Here is a 25,173-nt window from a genome sequence, read left to right as displayed (position 1 = left end):
GCTATCTGACTGAGAAAAAAGAAACAGATAGAATGGTATATTCGGGTGTTAAAGGGGAAAATCTCCTAATGACGATTTGCACTATTCATTCTATCGAATTTCATTCGTGATGAGGAATAGGTTTTAGTCCCTATCTTTGATAGATTTTTACACAAACACCTATAAAAAACGGAATTTAATAAGTAGAATATACTAGTTAATAAGAATTAATTTATCTATTTATCATGGGTTTTAAATGTTTTTTGTATAAAATTCTTGAAGTGGAGGTATTTTTCATTTCAAAAGATGTGTTAGAATTCACATCGTAAAACTTTTTTCTTTCAAAGCGTCCACCTTCAGATTGATTTTCAGAGAGCAGAATACTTGAATGTTGAAAATGATTCATGGGAAAATAAGGATGATTAAGCAGATAAGGGAGATGAGCTTTTGAAAAAAGTAACGCTTGGACGAACTGATTTACAGGTGAATCCGATAGGGCTTGGAACAAATGCAGTAGGCGGGCATAATTTATTCCCGAATCTGAGTGAAGATGCAGGGCGGGAGCTGGTAGAAACAGCTCTTGATCATGGTGTCAATTTCTTAGATTCTGCTTTTATTTATGGGCTGGGCCGTTCAGAAGAATTGATTGGTGAGATCATTGCCAAAAGAGGCGGCAGAGACGAACTGGTTCTTGCGACAAAAGGGGCTCATAAAGAGGTAAACGGGCAAATCGAACTGGATAATAGCCGAGATTTCTTAAGACAGCAAGTCGAAGACAGCCTGAAGAGGTTCCAAACCGATTATATTGATTTGTACTATATGCATTTCCCAGATGGCCGCACGCCGCTGGATGAAGTGGCAGGTACTTTAAAGGAATTGAAGGATGAGGGGAAAATCCGGGCAATTGGGGCATCAAACCTTGATTTTGAACAGCTTCAAACCTTTAATCGAGATGGATACCTAGACGTGCTTCAATCAGAGTATTCTCTGCTGAAACGTCAGGCCGAGCAAGACCTTCTCCCATACTGCGTGGAGCATGGGATTTCCTTTATCCCTTATTTTCCATTGGCGTCAGGCCTGTTGACCGGGAAGTTTACAAAGGATGCGACATTTGATGATATTCGAGCAAAGGACCCGCTTTTCCAAGGCGATGCTTTCCTTCAAAACCTCGAAAAAGTAGACAAGCTGAAGGCCATTGCGCAATCAAAACATGCCGAAACAGCTCATGTAGCGCTGGCGTGGCTATTGGCGCAGGATGGCATTGATGCCATAATTCCGGGTGCAAAACGAGCCGAGCAAGTCTTACAAAACTTGAAAACAAACGATGTTCAGTTAACAAAAGAAGAAATCAACGAAATCGATCAGATCTTTTCATAATATAAAAAATAAGGTGCCAAGCAGCACCTTATTTTTTTATGCCATTGTGAGAGGAATCTTGATCACGAGCCTCAGGTTTGGAGAACGATACGTAAAATCAAGCGTGCCGTCTGCCTTTTCAACAAGTTGATGAATGATATAAGTACCCATACCTTGATGATCACCGCCTTTTGTCGAGCGGCCAAACGTCTTGAACAGATGATCTAATACGTGTTTTTCCATTCCCTTCGTACTGTTTTCACAATGAATCAAAAAGAGCCCGCTCCGGATGGAAGTCGTGATCGAGATGCTTCCCTCGTTCCCAGCTTGCTTCGCTTCAATGGCGGCGTCTAATGCGTTATCAAGCAGGTTGCCAGTAAAACTCACCTGATCCGCCTTAGAAAAAGGAAGAGAAGAAAAGGGTGCTTGAAGATCTAGTGAAAGGGCGATGTCCTCTTTTTCAGCCCGCTGGAAAAAGGAATGAAGGGTGGAAGCCAAATAAGCATTTTCCCCTTTGATCCAAGGAAAATGTTTCACATATTGCTGAATCAAATCTTTGATCTCATGCTCGTCATTCGATGCGGAAAAGGCATTTAAATGTCTAGCTGTTTCATGGTGTTTACTTCGCAGCTCAAGCAGTAAGTCATTGGTCCTCGACTCAGCATGAATCAGCTCTTGAAGCCGTCCATTTAATCGTTGCTCCGTTTGCATCATCTTGATGGAAAGGAGATCGGCTGTCAAAATGATAATGACAGTTAAAAGATGGCTGAGCCCATTTCCGTGATTGAGAAAAAGTGAAATGCCTGAACAGGTGATGAGCACAAAAGCGCCTAATATCACGTAACCACTCATAACTAGCCAAAACCTTTTGTAAATGAAAAAGGTGTAAAGGCACAAGATGCAAAAGGTCAGAAGCCACACCATGCTTGATGACAAAGGCAGAACAGCGTTAGCAGCAGCATGAACTGCAAGACCGAGCCAGATGAGCGTATATATGCGAAATCCAAGATAGAAAGCGTTCACGTTCGTTCTCCTTAAAAGTAGTATTTCTTAAAGTATTCTAATTGCTGCTTCGTCATCATGGCTTTTTTATCAGTCCCTTCAAAAGACACGATAAATGAATTTTTGGCATACGCCGAAAAGTTCTTAATGTAATGAATATTGATGATAAACGAGCGGTGGGAGCGGATAAAGTCTTTCTCAGCTAAATCACCTTTTAACTCGTTGAGAGTTTGGTATGTTTGAATATCTCCTGTTGTTGTGACAATGGTCGTCGACCTGCCAGTACGTTCAACAAAGATGACATCCTTTTTTTGCAGTACATGAATATCTGATTGCTGTTTGATGAGAAGCCGTCCGTGAATGCTTTTCTCCTGCTTGGTGGACATGTAGCGCTCTAAGGATTTGGCGATTCGATCAGCTTGATAAGGCTTCATAATATAATCATGGACATTCAAATCAAAGGCATGGACAGCATACCCACTGTTTCCCGTCACAAATACAACATCCACATTCAGTGCATGAGAGTGAATAAGGTCTGCTAATTCATAGCCTGACATGCCAGGCATCTCAATGTCTGCAAACAATAGATCAATGTCGCCCTGTTTGACCTTCTCATATGCATCCTCCGCTGACTGCGTCACAAAAACGATGTCAACGGCATCCATTCTGCCGACAATGGCATGCAGCTTTTCTAAATCCACTCGGTAATCATCGACAAGACCTACTTTTATCATAAAAATCACCTATGACTCTTCTTATTATTTGTCTATTTTACCATTTGTTTTTTAAAATGGATCATTTCAAGACAGAAAAAGGACGTTTCGCGACATTTTTATGTCAGACAGGCGGTATTTTTTCTATCATAGACGTAGATAGTCGAAAGGGGCGAATCAAATGATTACTCTCAGCGATTGTAGTTGCTGGTTTACAGATAAGAAAAAAGTCGTAAAGGCGATGAAACATATGACGTTCTCAGTGAAGGAAGGAGAAGTCGTCGGCATCTTAGGAGAAAATGGTGCGGGGAAAACCACATTATTACGCGCCGTTGCGACATTATTGGAGCCTACTCATGGAACAGTCAATGTTGCAGGCTTTGATACAGTCAAAGAAGCAACTGAAGTGAAGAAGCGAATTGGGGTCTTATTTGGCGGCGAGACGGGACTTTATGACCGTTTGACGGCTCGTGAAAACCTTGAATACTTTGGGAAATTATATGGCTTAGATCAGCATGAAATCAAAGCAAGAATTGAGGATTTGGCAAAGCGATTCGGGATGAGGCAGTACATGGATCGCAAGGTAAAAGGATTTTCAAGAGGGATGAAGCAAAAGGTGGCGATTGCCAGAACATTGATTCATGACCCTGACATTATTTTGTTTGACGAACCGACAACAGGTTTAGATATCACATCGAGTAATATTTTTAGAGAGTTTATTCATCAGTTGAAACAGCAAAATAAAACGATTCTATTTTCAAGCCACATCATGGAAGAAGTCAGCCTGCTTTGTGATAGTGTCATGATGATTCATCAAGGGGAGCTCGTGTACAAAGGAACGCTTCCAGAATTATATGCACAGGAACAAAGTGAAGACTTGAATTACATCTTTATGTCGAAGCTCGCAAGGGGGAATGCATAATGTGGAAAACCGTCTTTTTAAAAGAAATGACAGATTCGCTCAGAGACAGAAAAACGCTGCTCTTAACAGTGTTGATCCCTCTTTTGACGATGCTCGGACTCGTGTTTTTCTACGAAAGCATGATCGCTGATCCAGGCGATAAAACGTATACAGTCGCAATCAATGAAAAGCTTCCGTCCGATATGAATGACATGATCAAAGAAGTGAAAAACCTGAAACTTGAAACTTTTGATGACCCGCAGCAAGCCGTTAAAGACGGTGAGGCAAATGCTTATCTAGAAATGCCAAAAGATGCAGGTGATATGCTTCAGCATCAAACATCGTTTGCCATTAAAGTCCATGGGTATCCAACAGATGATGATTCAGTGATTGCGGTTCAAATGCTGCAATCATTGCTTGAACAATATCAAAACCAAGTCGTAGAAAAGCGTTTGGCACAGGATCAGATCAAATCGTCAGTGATTCATCCATTTGAGGTGCAATCGGTTGATGTGCAAGAAGGAGAGGACGGGGATGGAGAAAACGGGGTGACCACCATGCTGCTGTCGATTCTCCTTCCAATGATTTTAGTGACGTCCGTGATCTCAGGTGCTTTGCCAGCTGCGCTTGATATCGTAGCAGGTGAAAAGGATAGAAAGTCAATTGAAGCTTTATTCCTGACACCGGCCAGCAGACTTCAGCTTTTAATTGGAAAATGGCTAGCTGTTTCTATGTTTGGTATATTAAGTGGCATTGTGGCGATTGGCATGCTGCTGCTCTCTACATTGCTTTTTACAGAAAAACTGAAACAAGCGCTGAACTTTGGAGATCAAGTGTGGAGCATCATCGGCGTTATGTTAGCGGCATTAATTATTTTCTCATTCATGGTATCCATGATCGAACTGCTGCTCAGTGTCGTTTCAAGCTCAGTGAAAGAAGCACAATCGTACATGTCCATGATCATTACACTAGGTGTGATTCCGATGTTTTTCACCATGAGAGCAGGCGCTACGCAGCTAGATACGTATTACTTTGCTATCCCATTCCTTAATATTCACGCACTATGCAAGCAATTGATGTTTGGCATCGTTGACCCAATGTCGATTGCCCTGACGCTCGGCTCCTCGGCGCTGACAGTGATGATCTTGTTTGTCATCGTGAGAAGCTTGTTTATGAAAGAGAAATGGATGCTGGCGAAATAGAAAGATCATTTCATTGATAAAGATGAAGAACTTGTAGATTTTTTCTGCAAGTTTTTTGTTTTGTATGTTTAAATGAGTGATAAAAATTGGGTCACAATGTGAAGGAGGTGATAGAATAAAAATGCTCAGTCGTGTAAAATTTTACTTAATTTTACTTAAAAGGGGTTTTGTATATGAGTTATCAAGTAGAAGACGATGATGTTTTGGGATTATGTAATATATATGCTCAGCAAACACATCATTTTGAAGCTTTCATTTTAGGGAATAAAAAAGGACTGATAGAATTGAGAAATGCAATTGATAGAGCTTTAGAAACAGGTAGTTCTGTTGCACATTTATTCCCATCTGACTATGAAGGCGATGAGCAAAGTTTCGAGAAATTAATCACTCCTTATGTAGAGGAATACATACAAGAAGATGATGCAGTTGATCCGATTGACATCATAAAAGGATATGATGCTGAAAAGGGGAATTCATCTTCATAGTATGTTGTATCCTTTTGTCAGTATACGCCTTGTAATAAGGAGGTGCGAAAATTGCCCGCAGCTTTCAGTTATGGAATCACCTGTTTCATCGCTTTTCTACTAATCATTTTCGTTCTCACGCATAAAAAACTAGAAAAAAAACTAGATCTCACAATTTTGATCGTAGTAGCCACCACATTATTGATGGTGAATGTCTTGTGGGTGTGGGTCACCATCTTCTTCCTTACTTGCTTGTATGTCGGAATCAAATATAGACTTCAATCAAAAAAAGACTAAAGAAAACCCCCGGGAACCGGGGGTTTTTCTTTAGTTCTTGATGAACTTCTCAACCAATGAGCTTGTTTTGTAGTCGTTCAAATCAAGTTTCCATTGGTCGATATCGTTTTTCTTCATGTTCACTTCTACTGTTTCTTCAGAAGATGATGGTCCTAATTTTTTAAATTCATCTGGATAGATAGAAAGTAGATATTTCTGTGCATCATCATAAGATGCTGTACGGTTTTTGCTGTAGAATTCAGTTGCTTTTTCTTTTAAACGATCGACAAGCGGGCTTGCATCAATTGGTGTAAGTGTCACAGTCACGACAGCTTTATCACCGCTGATTGATTTTGTTTTCGTTGATACTTTTGATTTTTCAGCTAATGTTTCTTTTACAGCTTTTAGAAGCTTATCAAGGTTTTCGTCTTTTGCTGAGCTAGATGAAATACCAGAAGAAGAAATGTAGCCTTGTTTGAATGATTTATCAAATTCGTTTACGACAGTTGATTTGTTATCACCTGTTAGTTTTTCGAAATCGTCATTTTTCTTACCAAAAATCATGACATCAATATAAGAAGAAAGGGCTTTTGCAGACGCTTGAAGTGTATCTGCCTTTTTCATCAAGTCTTTTCCTTTAATATCGAATTCTAGTGTTTTGTCATCTTTTTTCGATCCAGAGCCAGGCTCTGTGTAAACCAATTGATAGTCTTTTTCTTTATCAACTACATAGAAAAGACCACCTTTTGATACTTTACCCGCATTTAGAGAGCTTGAAGATAATACTTCGTTGTAGTCATCAGGAGAGATGGTAGACACCTGAGCGTCATCTTGGTAAAGCGTAAAGTTGCTTTTATCCACATTCAATGGTTCTTTGCTGATGTTTTTTACAGATACATTCACTTTTAGGACATATTGATCATCCTGAACAGATGTATCGTATTGAGGTGGTAAAGTGTACTCAGCACTTTCTACTTTTACTTCAGCTGCATCAAGAGATTTTTTTGTATCGCTTTCTTTCGCAGCAGTTTTGTCTTTTCCACCACTACAAGCAGCAGCGACAACAGTTACACACAAAATCAGAAGAAACAGGGATAATTTCTTTTTAAACATGAGATGTTTTCCTCCTCGGGTTTTATGGTGAATTTCATTGGAAATCTTTAGTTCATATCGTTCTTTTTGCACAAAAAGAAAAATACTGTATGTTTTTTACTGTAGAATGAAGCGAAAGTACTGTCAATACCTCAGTGCGTTCGAAAGGTTCATCCACTTCAAGTAGTAAAAATGACACTAAGTTGAGAGGAGAAATGTGTATTTTATTGTTTGAAATCTCCTGTAAAAACTCAACATTTTATATTTTAAGGTTTTGAGTCGGATTATTGAATAGGTTCAAATGACTGTTTTTGAAGAAGATGTAGCAAATAGAAGGATTTTTATGACTTGTAAATGAGTCGTTAGTAATGAATATTTTTTCCTGTGATGTGTATGATCACTAGGTTTGTGTGTTGTTGACATAGAGACACTTGTCCAGCGAAATGTTGAGGTATTTAGACAGGCTCTCGACACGGAATGTGTCTTTTCCCTTCAAAATGGCAGTCATCTACACAGAAACCCTACATAAAATAAAAGAGAAATGAATGGGAGGTGGATGTATGGCAGTGGTAAGAGCGACAAGCTCTGATATTGATTTAATGGCCAGACTGCTGAGAGCCGAAGCGGAAGGTGAAGGGAAACAAGGGATGCTGCTTGTAGGAAATGTAGGCATCAATCGTTTGCGTGCCAACTGTTCTGACTTTAAAGGGCTGCGTACGATTCCACAAATGATTTATCAGGAGCATGCGTTTGAGGCAGTCACGCATGGCTATTTTTATCAGCGAGCACGAGAAAGTGAAAAGACACTTGCACGGAGGAACATTAATGGTGAACGATTTTGGCCTGCGAAATTCAGCCTTTGGTATTTCAAACCGCCTGGAAATTGTCCATCCACTTGGTACAATCAGCCGTTTGTGGCAAGGTATAAGTCACATTGCTTTTACCAGCCCACAGCTGAAACATGTGAGAATGTTTATAACACCTTTTAGCTTAATGAACAGCACAATCCTTTGTATTCAAGAGGATTGTGTTTTTCTTTTTTTTAAAATGGGTAACCATTGTGTATCAACAAGATGAAGCACGTGATTGGAGGAAATGAGAATGTATCAAGACTTAAAAGGGAAAACAGCCATTGTGACAGGTTCTTCTAAAGGCATAGGACAAGCCATCGCCTTGAGGTTTGGACAAGAACAAATGAACGTGGTTGTGAATTATAAAGGCGATGAAGAGGGTGCTGAAGAAACAGTACAAGCCATTCAGCAGCATGGAGGTAGGGCGGTGAAAGTAAACGCAGATGTCTCCAAAGAGGAAGGGATTCAGGCGTTAATGGATGCCGCGCTGGAGAATTTTGACGCACTAGACGTGTTCGTCAATAATTCGGGATTTAATGGTGAAGAAGCAATGCCGCATGAAATGACGTTGGAACAATGGCAAAAGGTCATTGATGTGAATATCACAGGCTCATTTTTAGGAGCAAAGGCAGCGATTGCGTATATGATGGAGCATGATGTGAAAGGGTCAATCTTGAATATATCCAGTGTCCATCAAGAGATCCCGCGTCCGTTCAATGTTCATTACTCTACTTCTAAAGGAGGAATGAATATGATGACGAAGACGCTGGCTCTTGATTATGCCGAAGCGGGTATTCGGATCAATGCGATTGCACCAGGTACAATGGCAACGGAATCAAATGACGACCTTCAAGATGAACAGAAAAAACAAAAGCAACTTGAGAAAATTCCAATGAGAACGTTTGGCGATCCGAAAGAGATTGGGTCCGCCGCTGCATTTCTCGTATCGAAAGAAGCGGCCTATATTACAGGTACTACATTATTTGTTGATGGAGGAATGACGCTTTATCCTTCTCAATTAAATGATGAATAATAGCAAAACATCCGCCCCATTAGCCGGCGGATGTTTTTTCTTTGTAGCGGTGTGCTGACTTTGCTGGTTTGCCGAGCAGCATAGGATACTTGCTCAAGAAAGAGATACATGGCACCATGAGCAGCAATGTACCGATCGTATAAAAGAGTGTCCAAGAAAGCTGCGCTGTATCAGAGATATTGATGCCTAGTCCGTAATAAACAAATGCCTTCATGATATCGATACCGGCAAATTGCAGGACGAGAATCACAATGGAATGACGTCCGAGATACGTCAATATCGTGGACGTTTTCAATTTGAAGCTTAAATAAATGACAGCAGCTGAACCGAGCAGTGCACAAGCATAAAAAATGAATAGATCTCCATAGTCATTGACCCGCATATCAATTCGTGAATTAAAGCTTTGCATATATGCAGTCAGTACAAGCAGACCTGTACATAACAGAAGGGTAGGATCTGTTTTTAATTCCACAAACCATTGTTTTGCTAAAAATCCGATTGAATAAAACACAACAGCCGTTAACGCAACGTTGGCATTCCAAGGGAGACTCTGGTTTAACAATAGCGTGGAAGCATATCCGGCTCCGCCGCAAAGGACGGTCAGTAACATCAATACAGCTGGTTTTCCTTTTGTCAGACGATGCATTAAGAAAAACAACATTTCCACTAAAAAGAGCGTCGTTAAAAACCAGATGGCTGGGTTATGCGTCAGTCTTGCTTCATCGGCATTTGAAATGAAAATTCCCGTAAATGGAACGAAGGGATCAATATCTGTTTGCCCCTTAAAGGCGAAAAATCGGGTCACCGTGAACCAGAAAACGTACGTAATAATGGAGAAATAGAGATAAGGTAAGAGCAAGCTTTTCGCTTTTTTCTGTATAAATGATATAGCAGGTTGTGAGGATGATCGAAACATCATACCTGATAGTAAAAAGAAGAGTGGCATATGAAATGAGTATATAAATTGCTTGAATGAATCAGGAATGGGTACATGTGCCATAACGACGAGCAGAATGCCGATTCCTTTAGCCGCATCCACCCAGTCGAGTCGCTTATTCATGGCCAGTCATCTCCTTCCTTCTCAGCATTGTAAACCGTTACTTCATATGTACCTCTACTATATAAAAGGTACACCTACAATGCGTTTACAGTTCGCTAACGATTAGAAGACACATTTGCGATCAGATGACAGAAGGAAGCGTTTTGACATCTCGATGTTACATTTCCCATCAGCGTGTAGACAAACCCTCGCATTCTTTGTCAGTCCTGCGTGCTGGTGCTCACGAATGTGAAATTCGCTCCGCTCCAGTACTCGTCCTTCCTAGACTGCAAAGGTTTTCTATCACGCTGAAAAGAAGACAAAGGGCTAAAATAAAGTTCATTTTAGCCCTTTGTCAACAATTTGAGAAGCCAATGAAAGATTGGCTTCAAAATAGTTCTGCGATTCGTTCGAAGGAACGCTGCTTTTCCATTGGATCAAATGAATTGTTTAATATCATGATCTCGCCTGTTTGATAGCGGTCCATTAAGATTTGCAGCTGTTCTTTCACTGTTTGCTTTGAGCCAACAATCATTCGCTGGCGGTTTTGTAACACTTTTTTCTTTTCTTGCTCAGTGTAATGATAGTTCTCTGCTTCTTCTATAGAAGGAACGCGACTGTCCAGCCCTTTTTCAACCCGAAGTAGCCATAAGTCTGTACTGGTGGCAATGCGGCTTGCTTCCTCGTCTGTGTCTGCGCAGATCACAAAGACAGCAAACATAGACTGAGGCTGACGTGAGAAAACGGATGGAGAAAAGTGTGACCGATACGCTTCAAAAGCTTGCTGGCCTCGTGCAGGATGAATAAAATGTCCGAAAATATAGTTGATTCCAAGTGATGCCGCCTGGATGGCACTGTTTTCCCCGAGTCCAAGCAGCCAGACTGGCGGATAAGAAGCAACGAGCGGAGCCGCTTTTACTCCTGCATGCCGATGACCAGAAGGCAGACTGTCAGATAAGTAAAAAAGAAGGTCCTCCAGTTGGCGGTCAAATTGAGACAGTTCTTTCTTCACGCCGTCTGTCAAAGCGAGTCTCGTCCGTTCAATTCCGCCTGGGGATTTACCAACCCCGATCTCAATCCGCCCAGGGTAAAGGGCTTCAAGCTGGCGGGTGACTTCTGCTACTTTAAAAGGGCTGTACTGCGGGAGTAAAATCCCCCCAGAGCCTGTGCGCAATGTCGATGTGTGTGAAGCAATATGTGCCATTAATATTTCAGGCGCTGTACTTGCGAGTCCTCTCGTGCTGTGGTGTTCAGCAAACCAATACCGCTCATACCCCAGTGTTTCCGCAAGCTTGGCCAGCTCTGTCGTATGAACCAATGTTTCTTGTGCGGACTGGCCTTTAGGGATGGCGACTTGATCTAATATATGAAGTGATGGCATCATCAACACCCTTTCATCAATACGTTGAATTCTATTCATAAGTATAAAGAAAGTCATGAACGGAAGGAAATGAAAGGGTTTATCACAGCTATGTACATGAATTTTCTATATCAACATATGAAGTGGATGCGCGCTCTGTTTTTAAGCGAGAGGCTGTGTAACGGGAACATTCGACAATGTTTCACATGAAACACTTCTTTTACGACATGAATCATTTTTGTCATGGATCTTTCTTAAAAAAAATATCATCATATTGAAACCTCTTTTATACATAGATCGTATATACTAGTAAATAGAAAAAAGAGTAAGAGGCTCCAATGTCATTTCATGAATTTTGTCGAATTTTCATGTATGATGATTTTAATAGGGTCCATCGCTTAATAAATAGATTTTTATTATGCTGGAGGAGTGATTGATTTGGCGATTACATTAGAAAAAGGTCAACGTATTGATTTAACAAAAGGAAAAGCAGGACTAACCAATATTCTAGTTGGACTTGGCTGGGACCCTGTATCACAAGGCGGCGGTTTTTTAGGTAAGCTGTTTGGCGGAGGCGGCGGTGCTGATATTGATTGTGACGCTTCAGTGCTGATGCTGAAAAATGATAAGTTTGTTGAAAATAAAGATTTGATTTACTTTGGTAACTTGAAAAGCAAATGCGGCAGTGTTGAGCACACAGGTGACAACCTGACAGGTGAAGGAGACGGAGATGATGAACAAGTCCTCGTCAACTTAAGCAAGGTACCAGGCAATGTGAATAAATTGGTGTTCGTTGTGAACATTTATGATGCACTTAGAAGAAACCAACACTTTGGTATGATTCAAAATGCTTACATCCGAATTGTTGACCGTTCAAACAATCAAGAATTAGTGAAATATAATTTGAAAGATGAATATGCAGGTAAAACATCATTAATCGTTGGAGAGCTTTATCGCCACGAGAATGAGTGGAAGTTTGTAGCTGTAGGAAATGGTACAAACGATGCGAAGCTTGCCGATATTACGAGAAACTACATTTAATTAGAAGGGAGAGGTTCCTAGTGGGAATTTCTTTAGCGAAAGGTCAAAAAATTGATTTAACAAAAACGAATCCAGGTTTAACAAAAGTAGTCGTAGGTCTTGGCTGGGATGTAAACAAGTATGATGGCGGACATGACTTTGATCTAGACGCAAGCGTATTCCTTTTAGATGCAGCAGGGAAAGCAAACTCTCCATCTGACTTTGTCTTCTACAATCAAACAACTGGCGGTGGCGGAAGTATCGTACATACAGGCGATAACCGTACAGGTGAAGGAGACGGAGATGACGAGCAGGTCAATGTTGATCTTTCAACTGTACCAGCAAGTATTGAGAAAATCTCCTTCGTCATTACAATCCATGATGCAGAAGCACGCAGCCAAAACTTTGGACAGGTGTCTAACGCTTACGTCCGTATTTTAAATGCGGCATCAAATGAAGAGCTCATTCGCTATGATTTGGCAGAAGACTTTTCAATTGAAACAGCGATTATTGTAGGTGAATTATACCGTCATGGCGGAGAGTGGAAATTCTCAGCTGTTGGATCAGGCTATCAAGGCGGACTTGCCCGCATTGCAACAGACTTCGGCCTAGATATCGGGTAACGCCCGTTTTCATATTTTCAGAAGATAGGAGAGATACGAATATGGCGATTCAGCTTTCAAAAGGACAACGTGTCGATTTAACGAAAACCAATCCAGGGCTGACAAAAGTGATGATCGGACTTGGCTGGGATACGAATAAATATTCAGGCGGAGCCGAATTTGATTTGGACGCTTCGGCTTTCTTAGTAGATGCAAACAATCGTTGTCAACAAGATACAGACTTTGTGTTCTATAATAATCTGCAGCATCCAAGCGGCAGTGTTACTCATACCGGTGATAACCGTACGGGTGAAGGAGATGGAGATGACGAGCAAATTCTCGTTGATTTCTCGAAAATTCCTGCTAACATTGATCGTATCGGAATTACAGTGACGATTCATGATGCAGAGGCACGCAGCCAGAATTTTGGACAAGTCTCTAATGCATTTGTTCGTGTTGTAAATGAAGAGGGCGGGGAAGAATTGATTCGTTTTGATTTAGGGGAGGACTTCTCAATTGAAACAGCTGTCGTCGTATGCGAACTATACAGACACGGCAGCGATTGGAAGTTTAACGCAATCGGAAGCGGATTCTCTGGCGGACTTGCAGCTCTTTGTCAAAATTATGGGTTAGAAGTGTAAAGAGAAGAAACAACTTCATTCAAGAGGCGCTGCCAATGACTCATATGAGGGTATTTTCCAAAGTGAGAAAGAAACAGCGATCAAGAATAACAGCAGGCGAAAGCCTGCTGATGCTTCTACACTTATAGGAGGAAAACCAGTTGGACATTTTGAAACATATGTTGGACACGTATGCCTCGTTTTTTGATTGGCATATGTGGGCAGAGGTATTAACAGACCCTGTCTCTTGGGGGCTTATTGGGACCCTTGTCGTGCTTGAAGGTTTGTTGTCAGCGGATAACGCACTTGTATTAGCTGTAATGGTGAAACATTTACCTGAAAAGCAGCGTAAAAAGGCATTAACCTACGGATTAATTGGCGCTTATTTCTTCCGTTTTCTATTCATTGGCGTAGGGATGCTGCTTATTAAGTTTTGGTGGATTAAGGTTCTAGGCGCTGCATACTTAGCTTGGCTGGTCATTAAGCACTTCTGGTTAGGTGACGGAGATGACGAAGCGAAGGAATTGAAAAAAGAAGGCTGGATGATTCGTGTATTTGGCGTCTTCTGGGCAACTGTTATTTCTGTAGAAATTATGGACCTTGCCTTCTCGGTAGATAGTATTCTTGCTGCATTCGCTGTATCTGAGGAAGTATGGATTCTTCTTTTAGGTGGAATGCTTGGAATTCTCATGATGCGTACAGTGGCACAATTATTCCTTGTACTCATCGACCGTATACCTGAGCTTGAGAATACGGCATTTATTCTCATTGGAATTATTGCCATCAAAATGGGCTTAAGTGCTGCTCATATTGAAATCCCGCATCTAGCATTCTTTGCGATTATTATCCTAGCGTTTATCGGAACGTTTATTGTTCATAAAATCAATAAGAAGAAGCATCAAGGTGTAACAAACGAAGCTGCGGCTTCAAAAGAAGAATAGGACGATCAAAAAGGAATGGAGTTGACTAGCGGCTCCATCCTTTTTTGAATCATCAAGTCATTACAACAGGAGGTGGCACTGCATGCGATATTTTCGTTTTTTATCAGAGACGAGGCAGCACGATATTTTTTTTAAGCGGCCGGCGGCAGTTCATTCATTGACGCCAAGGCATGTACTTGCGCATGCATTAGGTGCTACTTTGTATATGCCTGCGACAAGACAGGATGTAGCAGACATGCTGCTTTCGCAGAAATATGAAGCGCTTTGCTCTGTTGTGTTTTGCTTGGAGGATGCCATTGGTGATCAGGAAGTGGACATGGCTGAACAGAATATAGTGGCACAATTGACCTGCCTTTCTGAGACAATTCATCAATCTCCAGAAATGGCTGAGCATTTGCCGCTTTTATTTATTCGAGTTCGTTCGCCCAAACAACTGCTCAAAATGGCAGATTTGCTCGGTCCCTCTCTTCATTTACTGACTGGTTTTGTGTTTCCAAAGTGCTCCGTTCACAATGCAAAGGAATATGTGGACAGTTTGAAACAGGCTTCAGCACAAACTCAGAAAACACTATACGGAATGCCCATTTTAGAAACACCAGATTTATTAGAAAAAGAAACGAGATATCAGGTGTTGTCTGAGTTAAAGCAGATCATGCTGAATGATGAGGAATATATTTTGAATATTCGCATTGGGGCAACGGATCTGTGTGGATTGTACGGCATTCGCCGTGATCGCGAGACCACCATTTATGAGATCAGAGTCATTGCTGAGTTGATCACAGATATCATCAATTATTTTGGTCGTTCATTTGTGATATCAGGAGCTGTATGGGAGCATTTTGGACCGGCACGAAAAGAACAAAATCCATTCATCCGTGCAATTTCTAAGAGCGGTGAATCTTCCTCATCTGAACTCGATCATATGCAAGGTCTGCTCAAAGAGACAAAGCTGGATGTGGTAAACGGTATTCATGGCAAGACAGTCATCCATCCAACACATCTCAAGCCAGTTCAAAGCATGTACGTTGTCACAAAGGAAGAGTACATGGATGCATTAAGTATTTTAGAGCATGCAGATGGTACAGTCGGCGTGATGAAGAGTACCTTCTCCAATAAAATGAACGAAACGAAGCCGCACTATCGCTGGGCGGAAAACATTTTAATGAAGTCAGACATTTACGGGGTGTTTCATGAAAATAGAAGCTATATCGACATACTCACAGAAGCAGAAGCCACATACGCTGAACATCTTGGAACATATGGAGGTGGAGCTTAACCTCAAAGAGGGTACGCTTCAGCTTGAAAAAGAACATCTTTTTGACATGGCGGCACGGGTGAACAAAAAGAGAGCCTTTTTATTTGTTAGCAAGGTGCTCGGGAAACATATGCCTGTTCACCCGTTGAAACCACTCCTCGTCTCAGGTCTTTTGGCAATGGCTTATGCAAAAGAACAAACAGGCAAGACGCCCCCGCATCAAGACGATGTAGTAGAAGCACTAAAAACGAATGATCATGTTAAGTTAACTGAAGCCTATGCTGCGCTCAAAAAAGAGAAGCTTTCGGCGGTAAACGAGCCGATTGTGATTGGCTTTGCTGAAACGGCAACTGCGCTTGGTCATGGTGTGTATGACGTCATAGAAGGAGCATCTTACATTCATACGACACGTGAACAGCTGTTGGATTTTGATCCTTCACTCGTATTTGAAGAGGAACATTCTCATGCGACAGATCAGCTTTGCTACGCAGATGACGCCTTACTTCGGACGGATCGCCCGATTGTGCTAGTAGATGATGAGGTCACGACAGGCCGGACAAATATGAATATTATTCGGGATCTGCACGCAAAGCACCCTAGATCCTCTTATACGATTCTATCCATTTTAGATTGGAGAACAGAGGAGCACGAGGAAGCGATGCTTCAGCTTCAAGAGGAGCTAGGGGTAAATATCACATCATTATCTTTATTAAAAGGGCAGATGATGTTTCGGGGGACAACGCTGGATGAGCCTGCTTATTCGTATGAAATTGCTGCGCAAGAGAAAAGACCTGAACTCTCTTTTCATTCTCTTCAATCCTTCTTTAAGCAAGTGCCATATTCACTTTCCCATGCAGTCAATCCGGCGGGGCATTCGCCGTATATCCATGAAACAGGTCGTTTCGGTTTAAGCGCAGTGGACACGGACGCCATTGATCAAGCAACTGCTGAGGCTGGGCTGAAGCTTCAGCGAGAACGAAAAGGAAAACAGACACTCTGCTTAGGAACAGGAGAATTGATGTATGTGCCGATGAGACTTGCAGCTCATATGGGCGAAGGTGTCCTTTTTCATTCGACGACAAGAAGTCCGATTCATCCGGTTGAAAAGGAAGGGTACGCCGTTCAAAACGGATTCGCATTTTTGAGTCCAGAGGATGCCCGCATTCAGCACTACGTGTACAATATCCCTAAAGATCAGTACGATGATGTCTTTTTGTTTTTTGAGAAAAAGGTGTCTCAAGAAGCTTTGATGCCGCTGATCCACTTATTTGCTGAGCGGCATGTGAAGCATGTGCATATTGTGACTTTATCAGATGAGGTGAAGGTGAATGGCTAACGTGTATACAAAGATGGGAAGCTATCCAGAGCAGGACGTAACCTTCTTACTCAAGGATTTATCGTCGATTGAGATGGAGAAAAGTACAGAAGAGCGGGAGCGCTCTATTCAAAGCGGTGCCCATTACTCAGAAATGCTGCCAATTGAATATAAGCCGACGGCATCTTATATGGACTTATTCTATCAATCTCTTGAAGAAAGTAAGCAAAAGGTAGCGGAAGCCGTAGCGATTGTCGCAGAACAAATTGTGAAAAAGCGAGGCTTTCAAACCGTTCTGTGCAGCTTGGCACGGGCTGGGACACCAATCGGGGTGCTCATTAAACGGTATATCAGAAAGACGTATGGTCTCGATTTGCCGCATTATAGCATCTCTATTATTCGTGACCGTGGAATAGATGAAAATGCGCTGCATTATATCCTCAAAGAACATCCAGGTTTTGAGATTGCCTTTATTGACGGTTGGACTGGAAAGGGTGCTATTTCCAAAGAGCTTCAAAAAGCGGTGCTCGATTTTGAACAGAAATATGGAATTCGTCTTTCGAGTGAGCTAGCTGTGCTGGCTGATCCTGGTTATTGTACGAGTGTTTATGGAACGAGAGAGGATTTCCTCATTCCAAGTGCCTGCTTGAATTCAACGGTCTCTGGCCTAGTTAGTCGAACGGTGCTAAACAACCGCTGGATCCATGCCGATGATTTCCATGGGGCCAAGTATTATGAAGAGCTCATTGATGAGGATGTCTCTAATTTGTATGTCAATACAATTGAAGAAGCGTTTTCTGAACTTGATGCAAATGTAAAAGAGAAAGCAGAGACCCTTCTCGCACAAGGAACGCCTCCTGACTGGCGGGGGATGACCTCCATTGAAGCAATTGGTCAGGAGTTCCAAATTGACAATACGCATTTGATTAAGCCGGGCGTCGGTGAGACGACCCGTGTGCTGCTCAGAAGAGTTCCTTGGAAAATACTCATTCAGCCAGGATCTCGGGAAAAGCTCAAGCACATTTTACTACTCGCAGAGGACAGAGGCGTGCCCGTCATTGAATATGCCAACATGTCCTACACATGCTGCGGGCTCATCCGCCCGTTGGAGCAATCGTCATGAAGAATATCGCATTTGCCAGTGATTTAGACCGGACACTGATATACTCACATCGAATGCTGGAGCAGTATGCATACAAGGGAGCATACGAATTAATTGAGGTGCTGGACGACCGGCCGCTTTCCTACATGTCTATTGAAACGAAAGCATCCTTACAGGCAATTCATCAAGCAGGCTGGTTTATCCCAGTGACGACAAGAACGACAGCACAATTTGAACGAATCACTCTTTTTCAGCAAGAGATCAAACCAGAGTATGCCGTCACGACAAACGGCGGCTGTATCCTTCATCATGGTAAGCCGCTTGAGGAGTGGCAGGCGATTGTAGATGAGAGACTGCAAGAGTGTATGCCGGTGAGAGATATGCTGCGGGCGATCTCTGAACTTCCGGTTGCCGCTTGGGTGAAACTTACTCGAACAGCTGAGGGAAGATTTCTTTATTTGATTATGAAAGACGAGTTTCTTTCTCATATTTCGCTTGCTGAATTAAGGCTGTGGGGTGAGGAGAGAGGCTGGCAAGTTTCCCTTCAAGGCCGAAAGCTGTATTTTATTCCAAAGCCGCTCAATAAGTGGGCTGCTGTTGCTTTTCTAAAAGAAAGGCTACACCTTGAATATGTTTATGGAGCGGGCGACTCCTTGTTAGATGCTGATCTCATACGTCAAGCAGATAAAGGCTTCGCTCCGAGTCATGGGGAAGTCTTAGATGCTGAGCTATCGTTTGAACCGACGACAGCCTCTGGCATGGCGGCGGCAGACGAAATCGCCGCTTCTGTCGCAAAGAAGATGAACACGGCAAAAAAGCCTTCGATTCGATAGCAGAAGTAGAAGGCTGAATGATATGATAGTAGTAGCTTTCGAGAAAATATAGGAGAAAGGAAGGAGCGGCGTGAGCTATAAAGAAATCAATGTAACCCAGACACGGGCGAAACAGGAAGCCTGGAAAAACCTGCTGAAAAAGCCGCTCCCTGAACGAGACGGCTACGTCAAGGACGAGCACACCTTATCCTTGCCGCGTCTCGCTGCCCGCGTCCTTGGAACTCCGCATGATGCAACCGATTATTTTATTTATTTACATGAATTATACGAAACTGACGGCATGCATATTTTAAGTGAAACCCTCAACCGGCATATTGAGCCGGAACACTTTCAAGCGCTCCAGCGGATTCATATGATCAATCAGGAAGAAAAGGGATTGTCCGTGAATCGATTTGTGGCTTTCTTAGATGGTGAACAGCTCATTGTCCGTCATCCAAACCCAGTGATGAACCGGCATATTCGCCTTTCGTTAATTCAGGTGTTTGAACATTTCAAGCAGCTGCATGAAGGGGGATTCCAGCATCCTGATTTCCGCCGTGTATTGCTAGATGTGGTGAAGTTTTCAAATAATCATCTAGGACCATGGCTGAAGGAAGGCAATATGGAAGAAAAAATGCCAGCTGTCATTTGGTATGGAGAGGCGAATAAAAGTCAGCTTTATTTTCTTTACTATGTCATGCTGATTGGCTGTGATGTGGTGCTGTTTCATCCAGAAGGCAAGGATCAATTTCGTGAATTAGATCCAGAAGAAAAGCTGACTTTTATTGATCAGTATCCAGGGACGTCAAAGCTTGAACCGTTCCCTACTGAAAAGCCTGAGAGGAAATCAACGGTGGCGTACCGTTCGACAAGAGAGCTTGAAGAGGTACTTCACACAGAAGATTCCATGCTGTATAAGCCATGGCAATTCAGAGATCATACCCCTCATTCTATTACGCTAAAGACAACGTATGATGAGCTGTTTTTAATTGCGAAGGAACGGTCGTTTATCCGCCCGAATTTCAAAGCAGACCGTGACACCATACAGATTCCGAATCTTTTTGCGAAGATGATGGGGGTGACGAGAGACAAGCGAGAATATTGGGACCGTATCCACACGCTAATGGAGGGGAAAGAAACGAAAACGATCCGTCATTTCCCTTTCACACAAGAAGTGTCTTCGAATTATCAATTTCATTATCAGCATGCACTTTCTAAAGCAGGAGAGGTTGACCCTGATTTGTTAATGAAAAGCAATGTGTGGCAGTTCTCGCATTTGTATGAGGGCACGCAGCGTGCGATCGCAGAGGCCATTTCTCGCATATGTCAGCATCCGAAGCTGTTAAAAGAAGGCCATGAGACCGAATTAGATGTGCGTATTTATTTATTCAAGCAGCTTTTGCATATGAACCAAGATGTAATTGAACTCATTCAAACCTTTGATTATGCCCAAACTGTGCCGAAAGTGATTTTATACCATACGGAATATAATGGTGAGCTGACTCGTTCTGATGCGGCTGCCCTGATTTTCCTAAATGAAATGGGTGTGGATCTCTTCGTGTATCATCCCGCCGGCTATCAGTGTATAGAGCGGTATATAGACGATCAATTATTTGATACACATTGGCTTGATGAAATGGTCATGAACCAAGAGTTTAAAGAGCCGTCCATTGTGAGAAAGTTATTTCAATCCATTAAAAACCGATAAGGAGATCAAAGCTTATGACAAATACAAACGGAAATGACATCATTTCAATTGATAAAGAGGAAATCACGATTGAAAAGGCAGACGATATTCGCGTTCAGCTGCGCAATGAACCAGAAGTCCAAAACATTGCGAGACAGATTGATGCCAAAAATCAGCTTGAACTGCTTGAATACGGGAAACAGCCGGCTGTCGAAATCTCTAAGTTTTCTGACCGTATTCTCTCTATGATGCGTTCAACAAGTGTCACAGACTCAGGAACGATGCTTACACAGCTTGGAAAAATTATGGATCGTTTTGATAAAAATGATTTTGACGAGCCAAAGGGCGGTTTGTTATCAAAAATCTTTAAACGCGGTGGCAGCATGATCGAGAAGATTTTCAGCAAATATCAAACGCTCGGTGCAGAAATTGAAAAAATCAATGTGGAAATTAGTAAATACAAAGATGAAATGACCAAATCGACGGTTACGCTTGAAGAAATGTATGAGCATAACATTCAATACTATATGGAGCTTGAAAAGTATGTCGTCGCAGGGCAAATGAAGATCGAAGAATTAAAACAATTGGTTCCTTCTTATGAAGAAAAAGCGGCGGGGGGAAACCAGCTGGCACAAATGGAGTTGGATACGCTTCGTAATGGGATTCAAGCGCTTGAAGAGCGTGTATATGATCTTGATATGGCACGGATGGTGGCACTTCAAACGGCACCGCAAATCCGTTTGCTACAGCGTGGTAATACGAAATTAATCGGGAAAATTAACTCTGCCTTCATCATTACGATTCCAATTTTCAAAAATGGAATTATTCAAGCGGTGACAGTGAAGAGACAAAAGCTTGTGGCTGATTCCATGAGTGAACTGGACAGAAGAACGAATGAAATGCTGAAACGAAATGCTGAAAATATCTCAAGTCAAAGTGTTGAGATTGCTAAATTATCAGGTCGTCCAAGCATCGACATTGAAACGATCGAATCATCCTTTAATACGATTGTACAAGGGATGAAAGAGACGAAGCAGATTGAAGAAGAAAACAAACGATTACGTGAGGACGGAACAAAACGTATGCTTGAGCTTCAAGATAATATTAAGAAAGCTGCCCTAGAGTCCTAAAAAAACAGGCTGTCTGTAACGAAAGTTGCAGGCAGTTTTTTCATGAATTTGATTAAAATTTGAGAAAAAAGGTTTTTATGTGACCTTTTTCGGGTAAATCCTGTTCAGGGGCATGGTTCACCCATGAAAGAAAAAGTCCGCTATCACAAGGATTCGACTTATTTTTTAGCACAATAAGGAATTTCCAGTAAAATATTGTCTGGTGAGAGAAAATACCCCGTAAAATATGTAGTTTATGAAGCATTCTATAGGATTTACGAGTAATACGGCGTATAAACTGTAATCACCAGACCTCTATATGGAATTCATACATATTGTACGGAAATAAGCGAATTCTAAAGATTGTTCGCATCATAACGCTTATGTTACGGTTATAAAGATGCTAATTTGGAGGGAAAAAATGAATTCTGAAGAGAGAAAGATCAAAATCAAGATAAATAATGTATCTAAAATTTTCGGTAAAAATGCTAAAAAAGCATCTCAAATGCTTGAAAAAGGGAAGACAAAAAGAGAAATCCTAAAAGAGACCGGCGCAACAGTTGGTGTCAATCGAGCAAATTTTGATGTTTATGACGGCGAGATATTTGTCATCATGGGGCTATCAGGGAGCGGAAAGTCCACACTTGTGCGGCTGCTAAATAGGTTAATCGAACCAACCTCCGGCGAAATTTATATTGATGGGGATATGATAACAAATATGTCAAAGGATCAATTGCGTGAAGTTAGACGGAAAAAGATCAGCATGGTCTTCCAAAACTTCGCATTGTTCCCGCATCGTACCATTCTGGAGAATACAGAATACGGGCTTGAATTGCAAGGTGTAGAAAAAGAACAGCGCCGCTCTAAAGCGCTTGAATCTTTAAAGCTTGTTGGACTTGAAGGTTTTGAAGAGCAGTACCCAAATCAATTAAGTGGCGGTATGCAGCAGCGTGTTGGATTGGCACGTGCACTAGCTAATGACCCTGATATTTTGTTAATGGATGAAGCATTCAGCGCACTAGATCCATTAATTCGTAAAGACATGCAGGATGAATTGCTTGAGCTTCATACGTCTGTAGGAAAAACAATTATTTTCATCACGCATGATTTAGATGAAGCGCTTCGTATTGGCGACCGCATTGTCCTCATGAAAGACGGGAATATCGTTCAAATCGGAACACCAGAAGAAATTCTGATGAACCCATCGAACGAGTATGTTGAACGTTTCGTTGAAGATGTAGACCTTTCTAAAGTATTAACCGCTGGTCACATTATGAAACGTGCAGAAACAGTTCAGCTTGATAAAGGGGCACGTGTTGCGCTCACGCTCATGAAGAACCTTGGTATTTCGTCTATCTATGCAGTAGATAAGAAAAAGCATTTATTAGGTGTTATTTCTGCACAAGCAGCGAAAAAAGCGGCAGAAACGGGTGCGTCGCTAGAAACTGTTCTTGATAAAGAATTTACGACAGTATTGGAATCAACGTATTTAACAGAGATCTTTGACGCGGTGTCTGATGCGAACATTCCAATTGCCGTTGTAGATGAGAAAAACAGAATGAAGGGTATTGTGGTGAGAGGTGCATTGATTGGTGCATTATCAGGTAATGATGAATATATCAACATGTCTTCTAACGAGCTAGAGGAAATTAAAGCACAAGAGCCTTCTGCACAGGAGGTAGAATAAGATGTTTAGTATGAGTGATTTACCTAGAATTCCGTTCGCGGATTATATCGATCAATTTGTTGACTGGTTAACATTAACCTTTGGTGGTTTCTTTGATGGCATCACAAATGGATTAGCTGGAACAGTAAATGGTATTGTAGCTGCACTTGGCGTCATTCCATCCATTATTTTAACGCTTATCTTTGCCGGCATTGCTTGGTGGATCAGTACAAGAGGAGTTGCTCTTTTCACACTTATTGGATTCTTACTGATCGACTATTTAGGCTACTGGCAGCCAATGCTGCAAACACTTGCGCTCGTTCTGACAGCTGTGGTCATTTCTATCGTGATCGGGGTTCCGATCGGTATTTGGGCATCACAGAAGGAAACGGTGCGTAAAATTGTCACACCTATTTTAGACTTAATGCAGACAATGCCTGCATTCGTATACCTTTTACCAGCGATCTTCTTCTTTAATATTGGAGTTGTTCCTGGGGTTGTGGCATCGGTTATTTTCTCTATGCCGCCAACGATTCGTATGACCATTCTTGGGATTAAACAAGTACCATCTGATTTAATTGAAGCAACAGAAGCTTTTGGTTCAACGACATTCCAGCGTTTGTTCAAAGTTCAGCTTCCACTTGCTACAAAAACCATCTTAGCTGGGATTAACCAAAGTATCATGCTTGCTCTATCCATGGTCGTCATTGCGGCAATGGTTGGTGCACCAGGACTTGGTTCGGAAGTATATAGTGCAGTAACGCAGCTGAAAACAGGGATTGGTTTTGAAGCTGGTATTGCCATTGTTATCGTAGCGATTACACTGGATCGTATTACACAAAACATTAAAACGAAAAAAACCAGGGGGAATGCTTAATGTGGAAAAAGTCTCTCTACATTGGGATGACCGCCCTGCTTGTCTTTTTACTAGCGGCTTGTGGTGCACAATCAGATTCAAATGCAAGTGCAGCACAGCAGGTCAATAAAACGATTATCGGGATTGATCCGGGTTCAGGTATTATGGCCTTAACCGATCAAGCGAAAAAGGATTACGGTTTAGAGGATTGGACGGTTGTATCTGCCTCAAGTGCAGCGATGACAGCGACATTGAAGAAATCGTATGACCGTAAAAAACCGATTATCATCACTGGCTGGAATCCTCACTGGATGTTTTCCCGCTACGATTTGAAATATTTGGATGATCCGAAAAAATCATATGGTGATGAAGAAGAAATTCACACCATTTCTCGTAAAGGATTTGCGAAGGATCAGCCGGAAGCAGCCAAAATGCTCAGTCAGTTTAAATGGTCTCAAGATGACATGGGTGAAGTGATGCTTGATATTCAGGATGGCGTCAAACCAAAGGATGCTGCTGTTAAATATGTGAAAAAGCATAAAGATCAAGTAGCGAAATGGACTAAAGGCGTGAAAAAGTCAAACGGTGACAAAATCAATCTTGCCTACGTTGCGTGGGATAGTGAGATTGCAAGTACCAATGTGGCCGCAGAGGTATTGCGTGAACTTGGCTTTAAAGTGACCTTGACTCAGGTTGAAGCGGGCCCAATGTGGACTGCAATTGCAACCGGAAGTGCTGATGCATCATTATCTGCATGGCTTCCAAATACGCATAAAACGTATGCAGCGAAGTTTAAAGGAAAATATGATGATCTCGGTACAAGTATGAAGGGTCTTCGCATGGGTCTCGTTGTTCCGACTTATATGAAAAACGTCAACTCGATCGAAGATTTGAAAAAATAGCCAATTGTATAACAGTTC

The 25,173-nt window shown here is 41.8% G+C and carries 24 protein-coding genes; 19 read left to right on the top strand and 5 right to left on the bottom strand.

Going from position 1 to position 25,173, the window contains the following annotated elements:
• Positions 1 to 426 precede the first annotated feature (426 nt).
• A complete protein-coding gene (locus FXF70_RS16300) occupies positions 427 to 1,356 on the top strand; it encodes an aldo/keto reductase (protein WP_148780755.1) in 930 nt (309 codons plus the stop codon).
• 36 nt (positions 1,357 to 1,392) lie between these two features.
• Here FXF70_RS16300 and FXF70_RS16295 read toward each other — a convergent pair whose 3' ends face one another.
• Positions 1,393 to 2,358, bottom strand: coding sequence for a sensor histidine kinase (locus tag FXF70_RS16295; protein ID WP_148780754.1), 966 nt, complete (start codon positions 2,356 to 2,358; stop codon positions 1,393 to 1,395).
• Positions 2,359 to 2,369: 11 nt separating this feature from the next.
• Complete coding sequence (locus FXF70_RS16290) at positions 2,370 to 3,071, bottom strand: LytR/AlgR family response regulator transcription factor (protein WP_007498366.1); 702 nt, start codon at positions 3,069 to 3,071, stop codon at positions 2,370 to 2,372.
• A gap of 160 nt (positions 3,072 to 3,231) precedes the next feature.
• Between FXF70_RS16290 and FXF70_RS16285 the strand changes: the two genes are divergently transcribed.
• The 3 genes from FXF70_RS16285 (at position 3,232) to FXF70_RS16275 (ending at position 5,638) form a co-directional block, all read left to right on the top strand.
• Positions 3,232 to 3,972 carry an ATP-binding cassette domain-containing protein gene (locus FXF70_RS16285; RefSeq protein WP_007498365.1) on the top strand — a complete coding sequence of 247 codons (741 nt, stop codon included), beginning with the start codon at positions 3,232 to 3,234 and terminating at the stop codon, positions 3,970 to 3,972.
• A complete protein-coding gene (locus FXF70_RS16280; protein WP_046526598.1) occupies positions 3,972 to 5,153 on the top strand; it encodes an ABC transporter permease in 1,182 nt (393 codons plus the stop codon). The genes FXF70_RS16285 and FXF70_RS16280 overlap by 1 nt, the downstream gene beginning before the upstream one ends.
• A gap of 173 nt (positions 5,154 to 5,326) precedes the next feature.
• Positions 5,327 to 5,638, top strand: a complete 312-nt coding sequence (locus FXF70_RS16275) for a hypothetical protein (RefSeq protein ID WP_035390552.1) — start codon at positions 5,327 to 5,329, stop codon at positions 5,636 to 5,638.
• Between the two features lie 306 nt (positions 5,639 to 5,944).
• Here the strand turns inward: FXF70_RS16275 and FXF70_RS16265 are convergent, their stop codons facing one another.
• Positions 5,945 to 7,006: a DUF4352 domain-containing protein gene (locus FXF70_RS16265; RefSeq protein WP_035390550.1), complete on the bottom strand. Its 1,062-nt coding sequence runs from the start codon at positions 7,004 to 7,006 to the stop codon at positions 5,945 to 5,947.
• A gap of 539 nt (positions 7,007 to 7,545) precedes the next feature.
• Here FXF70_RS16265 and FXF70_RS16260 point away from each other — a divergent pair.
• The gene (locus tag FXF70_RS16260; protein WP_008342138.1) at positions 7,546 to 7,974 is read left to right on the top strand and encodes a cell wall hydrolase; all 429 of its coding nucleotides are present in this window, start codon (positions 7,546 to 7,548) and stop codon (positions 7,972 to 7,974) included.
• A gap of 112 nt (positions 7,975 to 8,086) precedes the next feature.
• Entirely contained in the window at positions 8,087 to 8,869 is a 783-nt protein-coding gene (locus FXF70_RS16255; RefSeq protein ID WP_148780752.1) for a glucose 1-dehydrogenase, read from the top strand.
• 19 nt (positions 8,870 to 8,888) lie between these two features.
• Here FXF70_RS16255 and FXF70_RS16250 read toward each other — a convergent pair whose 3' ends face one another.
• Both FXF70_RS16250 and FXF70_RS16245 read right to left on the bottom strand, forming a co-directional pair.
• Positions 8,889 to 9,929 (bottom strand): acyltransferase family protein, encoded by a 1,041-nt coding sequence (locus FXF70_RS16250; RefSeq protein ID WP_035703090.1) that lies wholly within the window; start codon positions 9,927 to 9,929, stop codon positions 8,889 to 8,891.
• A gap of 367 nt (positions 9,930 to 10,296) precedes the next feature.
• The gene (locus tag FXF70_RS16245) at positions 10,297 to 11,289 is read right to left on the bottom strand and encodes an LLM class flavin-dependent oxidoreductase (RefSeq protein ID WP_148780751.1); all 993 of its coding nucleotides are present in this window, start codon (positions 11,287 to 11,289) and stop codon (positions 10,297 to 10,299) included.
• Positions 11,290 to 11,706: 417 nt separating this feature from the next.
• On the opposite strand from FXF70_RS16245, the gene FXF70_RS16240 reads away from it, so the two are divergent.
• From FXF70_RS16240 to FXF70_RS16180, 13 genes are all read left to right on the top strand, one after another.
• Positions 11,707 to 12,309, top strand: a complete 603-nt coding sequence (locus FXF70_RS16240) for a TerD family protein (protein ID WP_008342134.1) — start codon at positions 11,707 to 11,709, stop codon at positions 12,307 to 12,309.
• A gap of 20 nt (positions 12,310 to 12,329) precedes the next feature.
• The gene (locus FXF70_RS16235) at positions 12,330 to 12,911 is read left to right on the top strand and encodes a TerD family protein (protein WP_008342133.1); all 582 of its coding nucleotides are present in this window, start codon (positions 12,330 to 12,332) and stop codon (positions 12,909 to 12,911) included.
• A 41-nt stretch (positions 12,912 to 12,952) separates the two neighbouring features.
• Positions 12,953 to 13,531 (top strand): TerD family protein, encoded by a 579-nt coding sequence (locus FXF70_RS16230; protein ID WP_007498343.1) that lies wholly within the window; start codon positions 12,953 to 12,955, stop codon positions 13,529 to 13,531.
• 140 nt (positions 13,532 to 13,671) lie between these two features.
• Entirely contained in the window at positions 13,672 to 14,451 is a 780-nt protein-coding gene (locus FXF70_RS16225; RefSeq protein ID WP_008342130.1) for a TerC family protein, read from the top strand.
• Positions 14,452 to 14,533: 82 nt separating this feature from the next.
• The gene (locus tag FXF70_RS16220; protein ID WP_148780749.1) at positions 14,534 to 15,727 is read left to right on the top strand and encodes an HpcH/HpaI aldolase/citrate lyase family protein; all 1,194 of its coding nucleotides are present in this window, start codon (positions 14,534 to 14,536) and stop codon (positions 15,725 to 15,727) included.
• Entirely contained in the window at positions 15,711 to 17,042 is a 1,332-nt protein-coding gene (locus tag FXF70_RS16215; RefSeq protein WP_148780803.1) for a phosphoribosyltransferase family protein, read from the top strand. The genes FXF70_RS16220 and FXF70_RS16215 overlap by 17 nt, the downstream gene beginning before the upstream one ends.
• Positions 17,035 to 18,144, top strand: a complete 1,110-nt coding sequence (locus FXF70_RS16210) for a cysteine protease StiP family protein (protein WP_017358589.1) — start codon at positions 17,035 to 17,037, stop codon at positions 18,142 to 18,144. The genes FXF70_RS16215 and FXF70_RS16210 overlap by 8 nt, the downstream gene beginning before the upstream one ends.
• Positions 18,141 to 18,956 (top strand): HAD family hydrolase, encoded by an 816-nt coding sequence (locus FXF70_RS16205; protein ID WP_148780747.1) that lies wholly within the window; start codon positions 18,141 to 18,143, stop codon positions 18,954 to 18,956. Before FXF70_RS16210 ends, FXF70_RS16205 begins: the two co-directional genes overlap by 4 nt.
• A 70-nt stretch (positions 18,957 to 19,026) precedes the next feature.
• Positions 19,027 to 20,643, top strand: coding sequence for a YceG family protein (locus FXF70_RS16200; RefSeq protein ID WP_096880960.1), 1,617 nt, complete (start codon positions 19,027 to 19,029; stop codon positions 20,641 to 20,643).
• A gap of 14 nt (positions 20,644 to 20,657) precedes the next feature.
• The gene (locus FXF70_RS16195; protein ID WP_025206695.1) at positions 20,658 to 21,752 is read left to right on the top strand and encodes a toxic anion resistance protein; all 1,095 of its coding nucleotides are present in this window, start codon (positions 20,658 to 20,660) and stop codon (positions 21,750 to 21,752) included.
• A gap of 400 nt (positions 21,753 to 22,152) precedes the next feature.
• Positions 22,153 to 23,418: a glycine/proline betaine ABC transporter ATP-binding protein OpuAA gene (opuAA, locus tag FXF70_RS16190; RefSeq protein WP_008342124.1), complete on the top strand. Its 1,266-nt coding sequence runs from the start codon at positions 22,153 to 22,155 to the stop codon at positions 23,416 to 23,418.
• Positions 23,419 to 23,428: 10 nt separating this feature from the next.
• A complete protein-coding gene (gene opuAB, locus FXF70_RS16185) occupies positions 23,429 to 24,274 on the top strand; it encodes a glycine/proline betaine ABC transporter permease subunit OpuAB (RefSeq protein ID WP_024718999.1) in 846 nt (281 codons plus the stop codon).
• Positions 24,274 to 25,155 carry a glycine betaine ABC transporter substrate-binding protein gene (locus tag FXF70_RS16180; RefSeq protein WP_008342122.1) on the top strand — a complete coding sequence of 294 codons (882 nt, stop codon included), beginning with the start codon at positions 24,274 to 24,276 and terminating at the stop codon, positions 25,153 to 25,155. Before opuAB ends, FXF70_RS16180 begins: the two co-directional genes overlap by 1 nt.
• Positions 25,156 to 25,173: the final 18 nt, after the last annotated feature.

The organism is Bacillus sp. Y3 (assembly GCF_008123875.1).
Lineage (GTDB): Bacteria > Bacillota > Bacilli > Bacillales > Bacillaceae > Bacillus > Bacillus altitudinis.
The sequence above is the reverse complement of the archived record's forward strand: the minus strand, read 5'-3'. Positions and strand labels throughout refer to the sequence as shown.

Coding starts and splice junctions, on each gene's coding strand:
- FXF70_RS16210 (WP_017358589.1), top strand. CDS start 17,035: ATGGCTAACGTGTATACAAAGATGGGAAGCTATCCAGAGCAGGACGTA.
- FXF70_RS16205 (WP_148780747.1), top strand. CDS start 18,141: ATGAAGAATATCGCATTTGCCAGTGATTTAGACCGGACACTGATATAC.
- FXF70_RS16180 (WP_008342122.1), top strand. CDS start 24,274: ATGTGGAAAAAGTCTCTCTACATTGGGATGACCGCCCTGCTTGTCTTT.
- FXF70_RS16230 (WP_007498343.1), top strand. CDS start 12,953: ATGGCGATTCAGCTTTCAAAAGGACAACGTGTCGATTTAACGAAAACC.
- FXF70_RS16255 (WP_148780752.1), top strand. CDS start 8,087: ATGTATCAAGACTTAAAAGGGAAAACAGCCATTGTGACAGGTTCTTCT.
- FXF70_RS16285 (WP_007498365.1), top strand. CDS start 3,232: ATGATTACTCTCAGCGATTGTAGTTGCTGGTTTACAGATAAGAAAAAA.
- FXF70_RS16275 (WP_035390552.1), top strand. CDS start 5,327: ATGAGTTATCAAGTAGAAGACGATGATGTTTTGGGATTATGTAATATA.
- FXF70_RS16215 (WP_148780803.1), top strand. CDS start 15,711: ATGGAGGTGGAGCTTAACCTCAAAGAGGGTACGCTTCAGCTTGAAAAA.
- opuAB (WP_024718999.1), top strand. CDS start 23,429: ATGAGTGATTTACCTAGAATTCCGTTCGCGGATTATATCGATCAATTT.
- FXF70_RS16245 (WP_148780751.1), bottom strand. CDS start 11,289: ATGCCATCACTTCATATATTAGATCAAGTCGCCATCCCTAAAGGCCAG.
- FXF70_RS16265 (WP_035390550.1), bottom strand. CDS start 7,006: ATGTTTAAAAAGAAATTATCCCTGTTTCTTCTGATTTTGTGTGTAACT.
- FXF70_RS16250 (WP_035703090.1), bottom strand. CDS start 9,929: ATGAATAAGCGACTCGACTGGGTGGATGCGGCTAAAGGAATCGGCATT.
- opuAA (WP_008342124.1), top strand. CDS start 22,153: ATGAATTCTGAAGAGAGAAAGATCAAAATCAAGATAAATAATGTATCT.
- FXF70_RS16260 (WP_008342138.1), top strand. CDS start 7,546: ATGGCAGTGGTAAGAGCGACAAGCTCTGATATTGATTTAATGGCCAGA.
- FXF70_RS16280 (WP_046526598.1), top strand. CDS start 3,972: ATGTGGAAAACCGTCTTTTTAAAAGAAATGACAGATTCGCTCAGAGAC.
- FXF70_RS16290 (WP_007498366.1), bottom strand. CDS start 3,071: ATGATAAAAGTAGGTCTTGTCGATGATTACCGAGTGGATTTAGAAAAG.
- FXF70_RS16220 (WP_148780749.1), top strand. CDS start 14,534: ATGCGATATTTTCGTTTTTTATCAGAGACGAGGCAGCACGATATTTTT.
- FXF70_RS16195 (WP_025206695.1), top strand. CDS start 20,658: ATGACAAATACAAACGGAAATGACATCATTTCAATTGATAAAGAGGAA.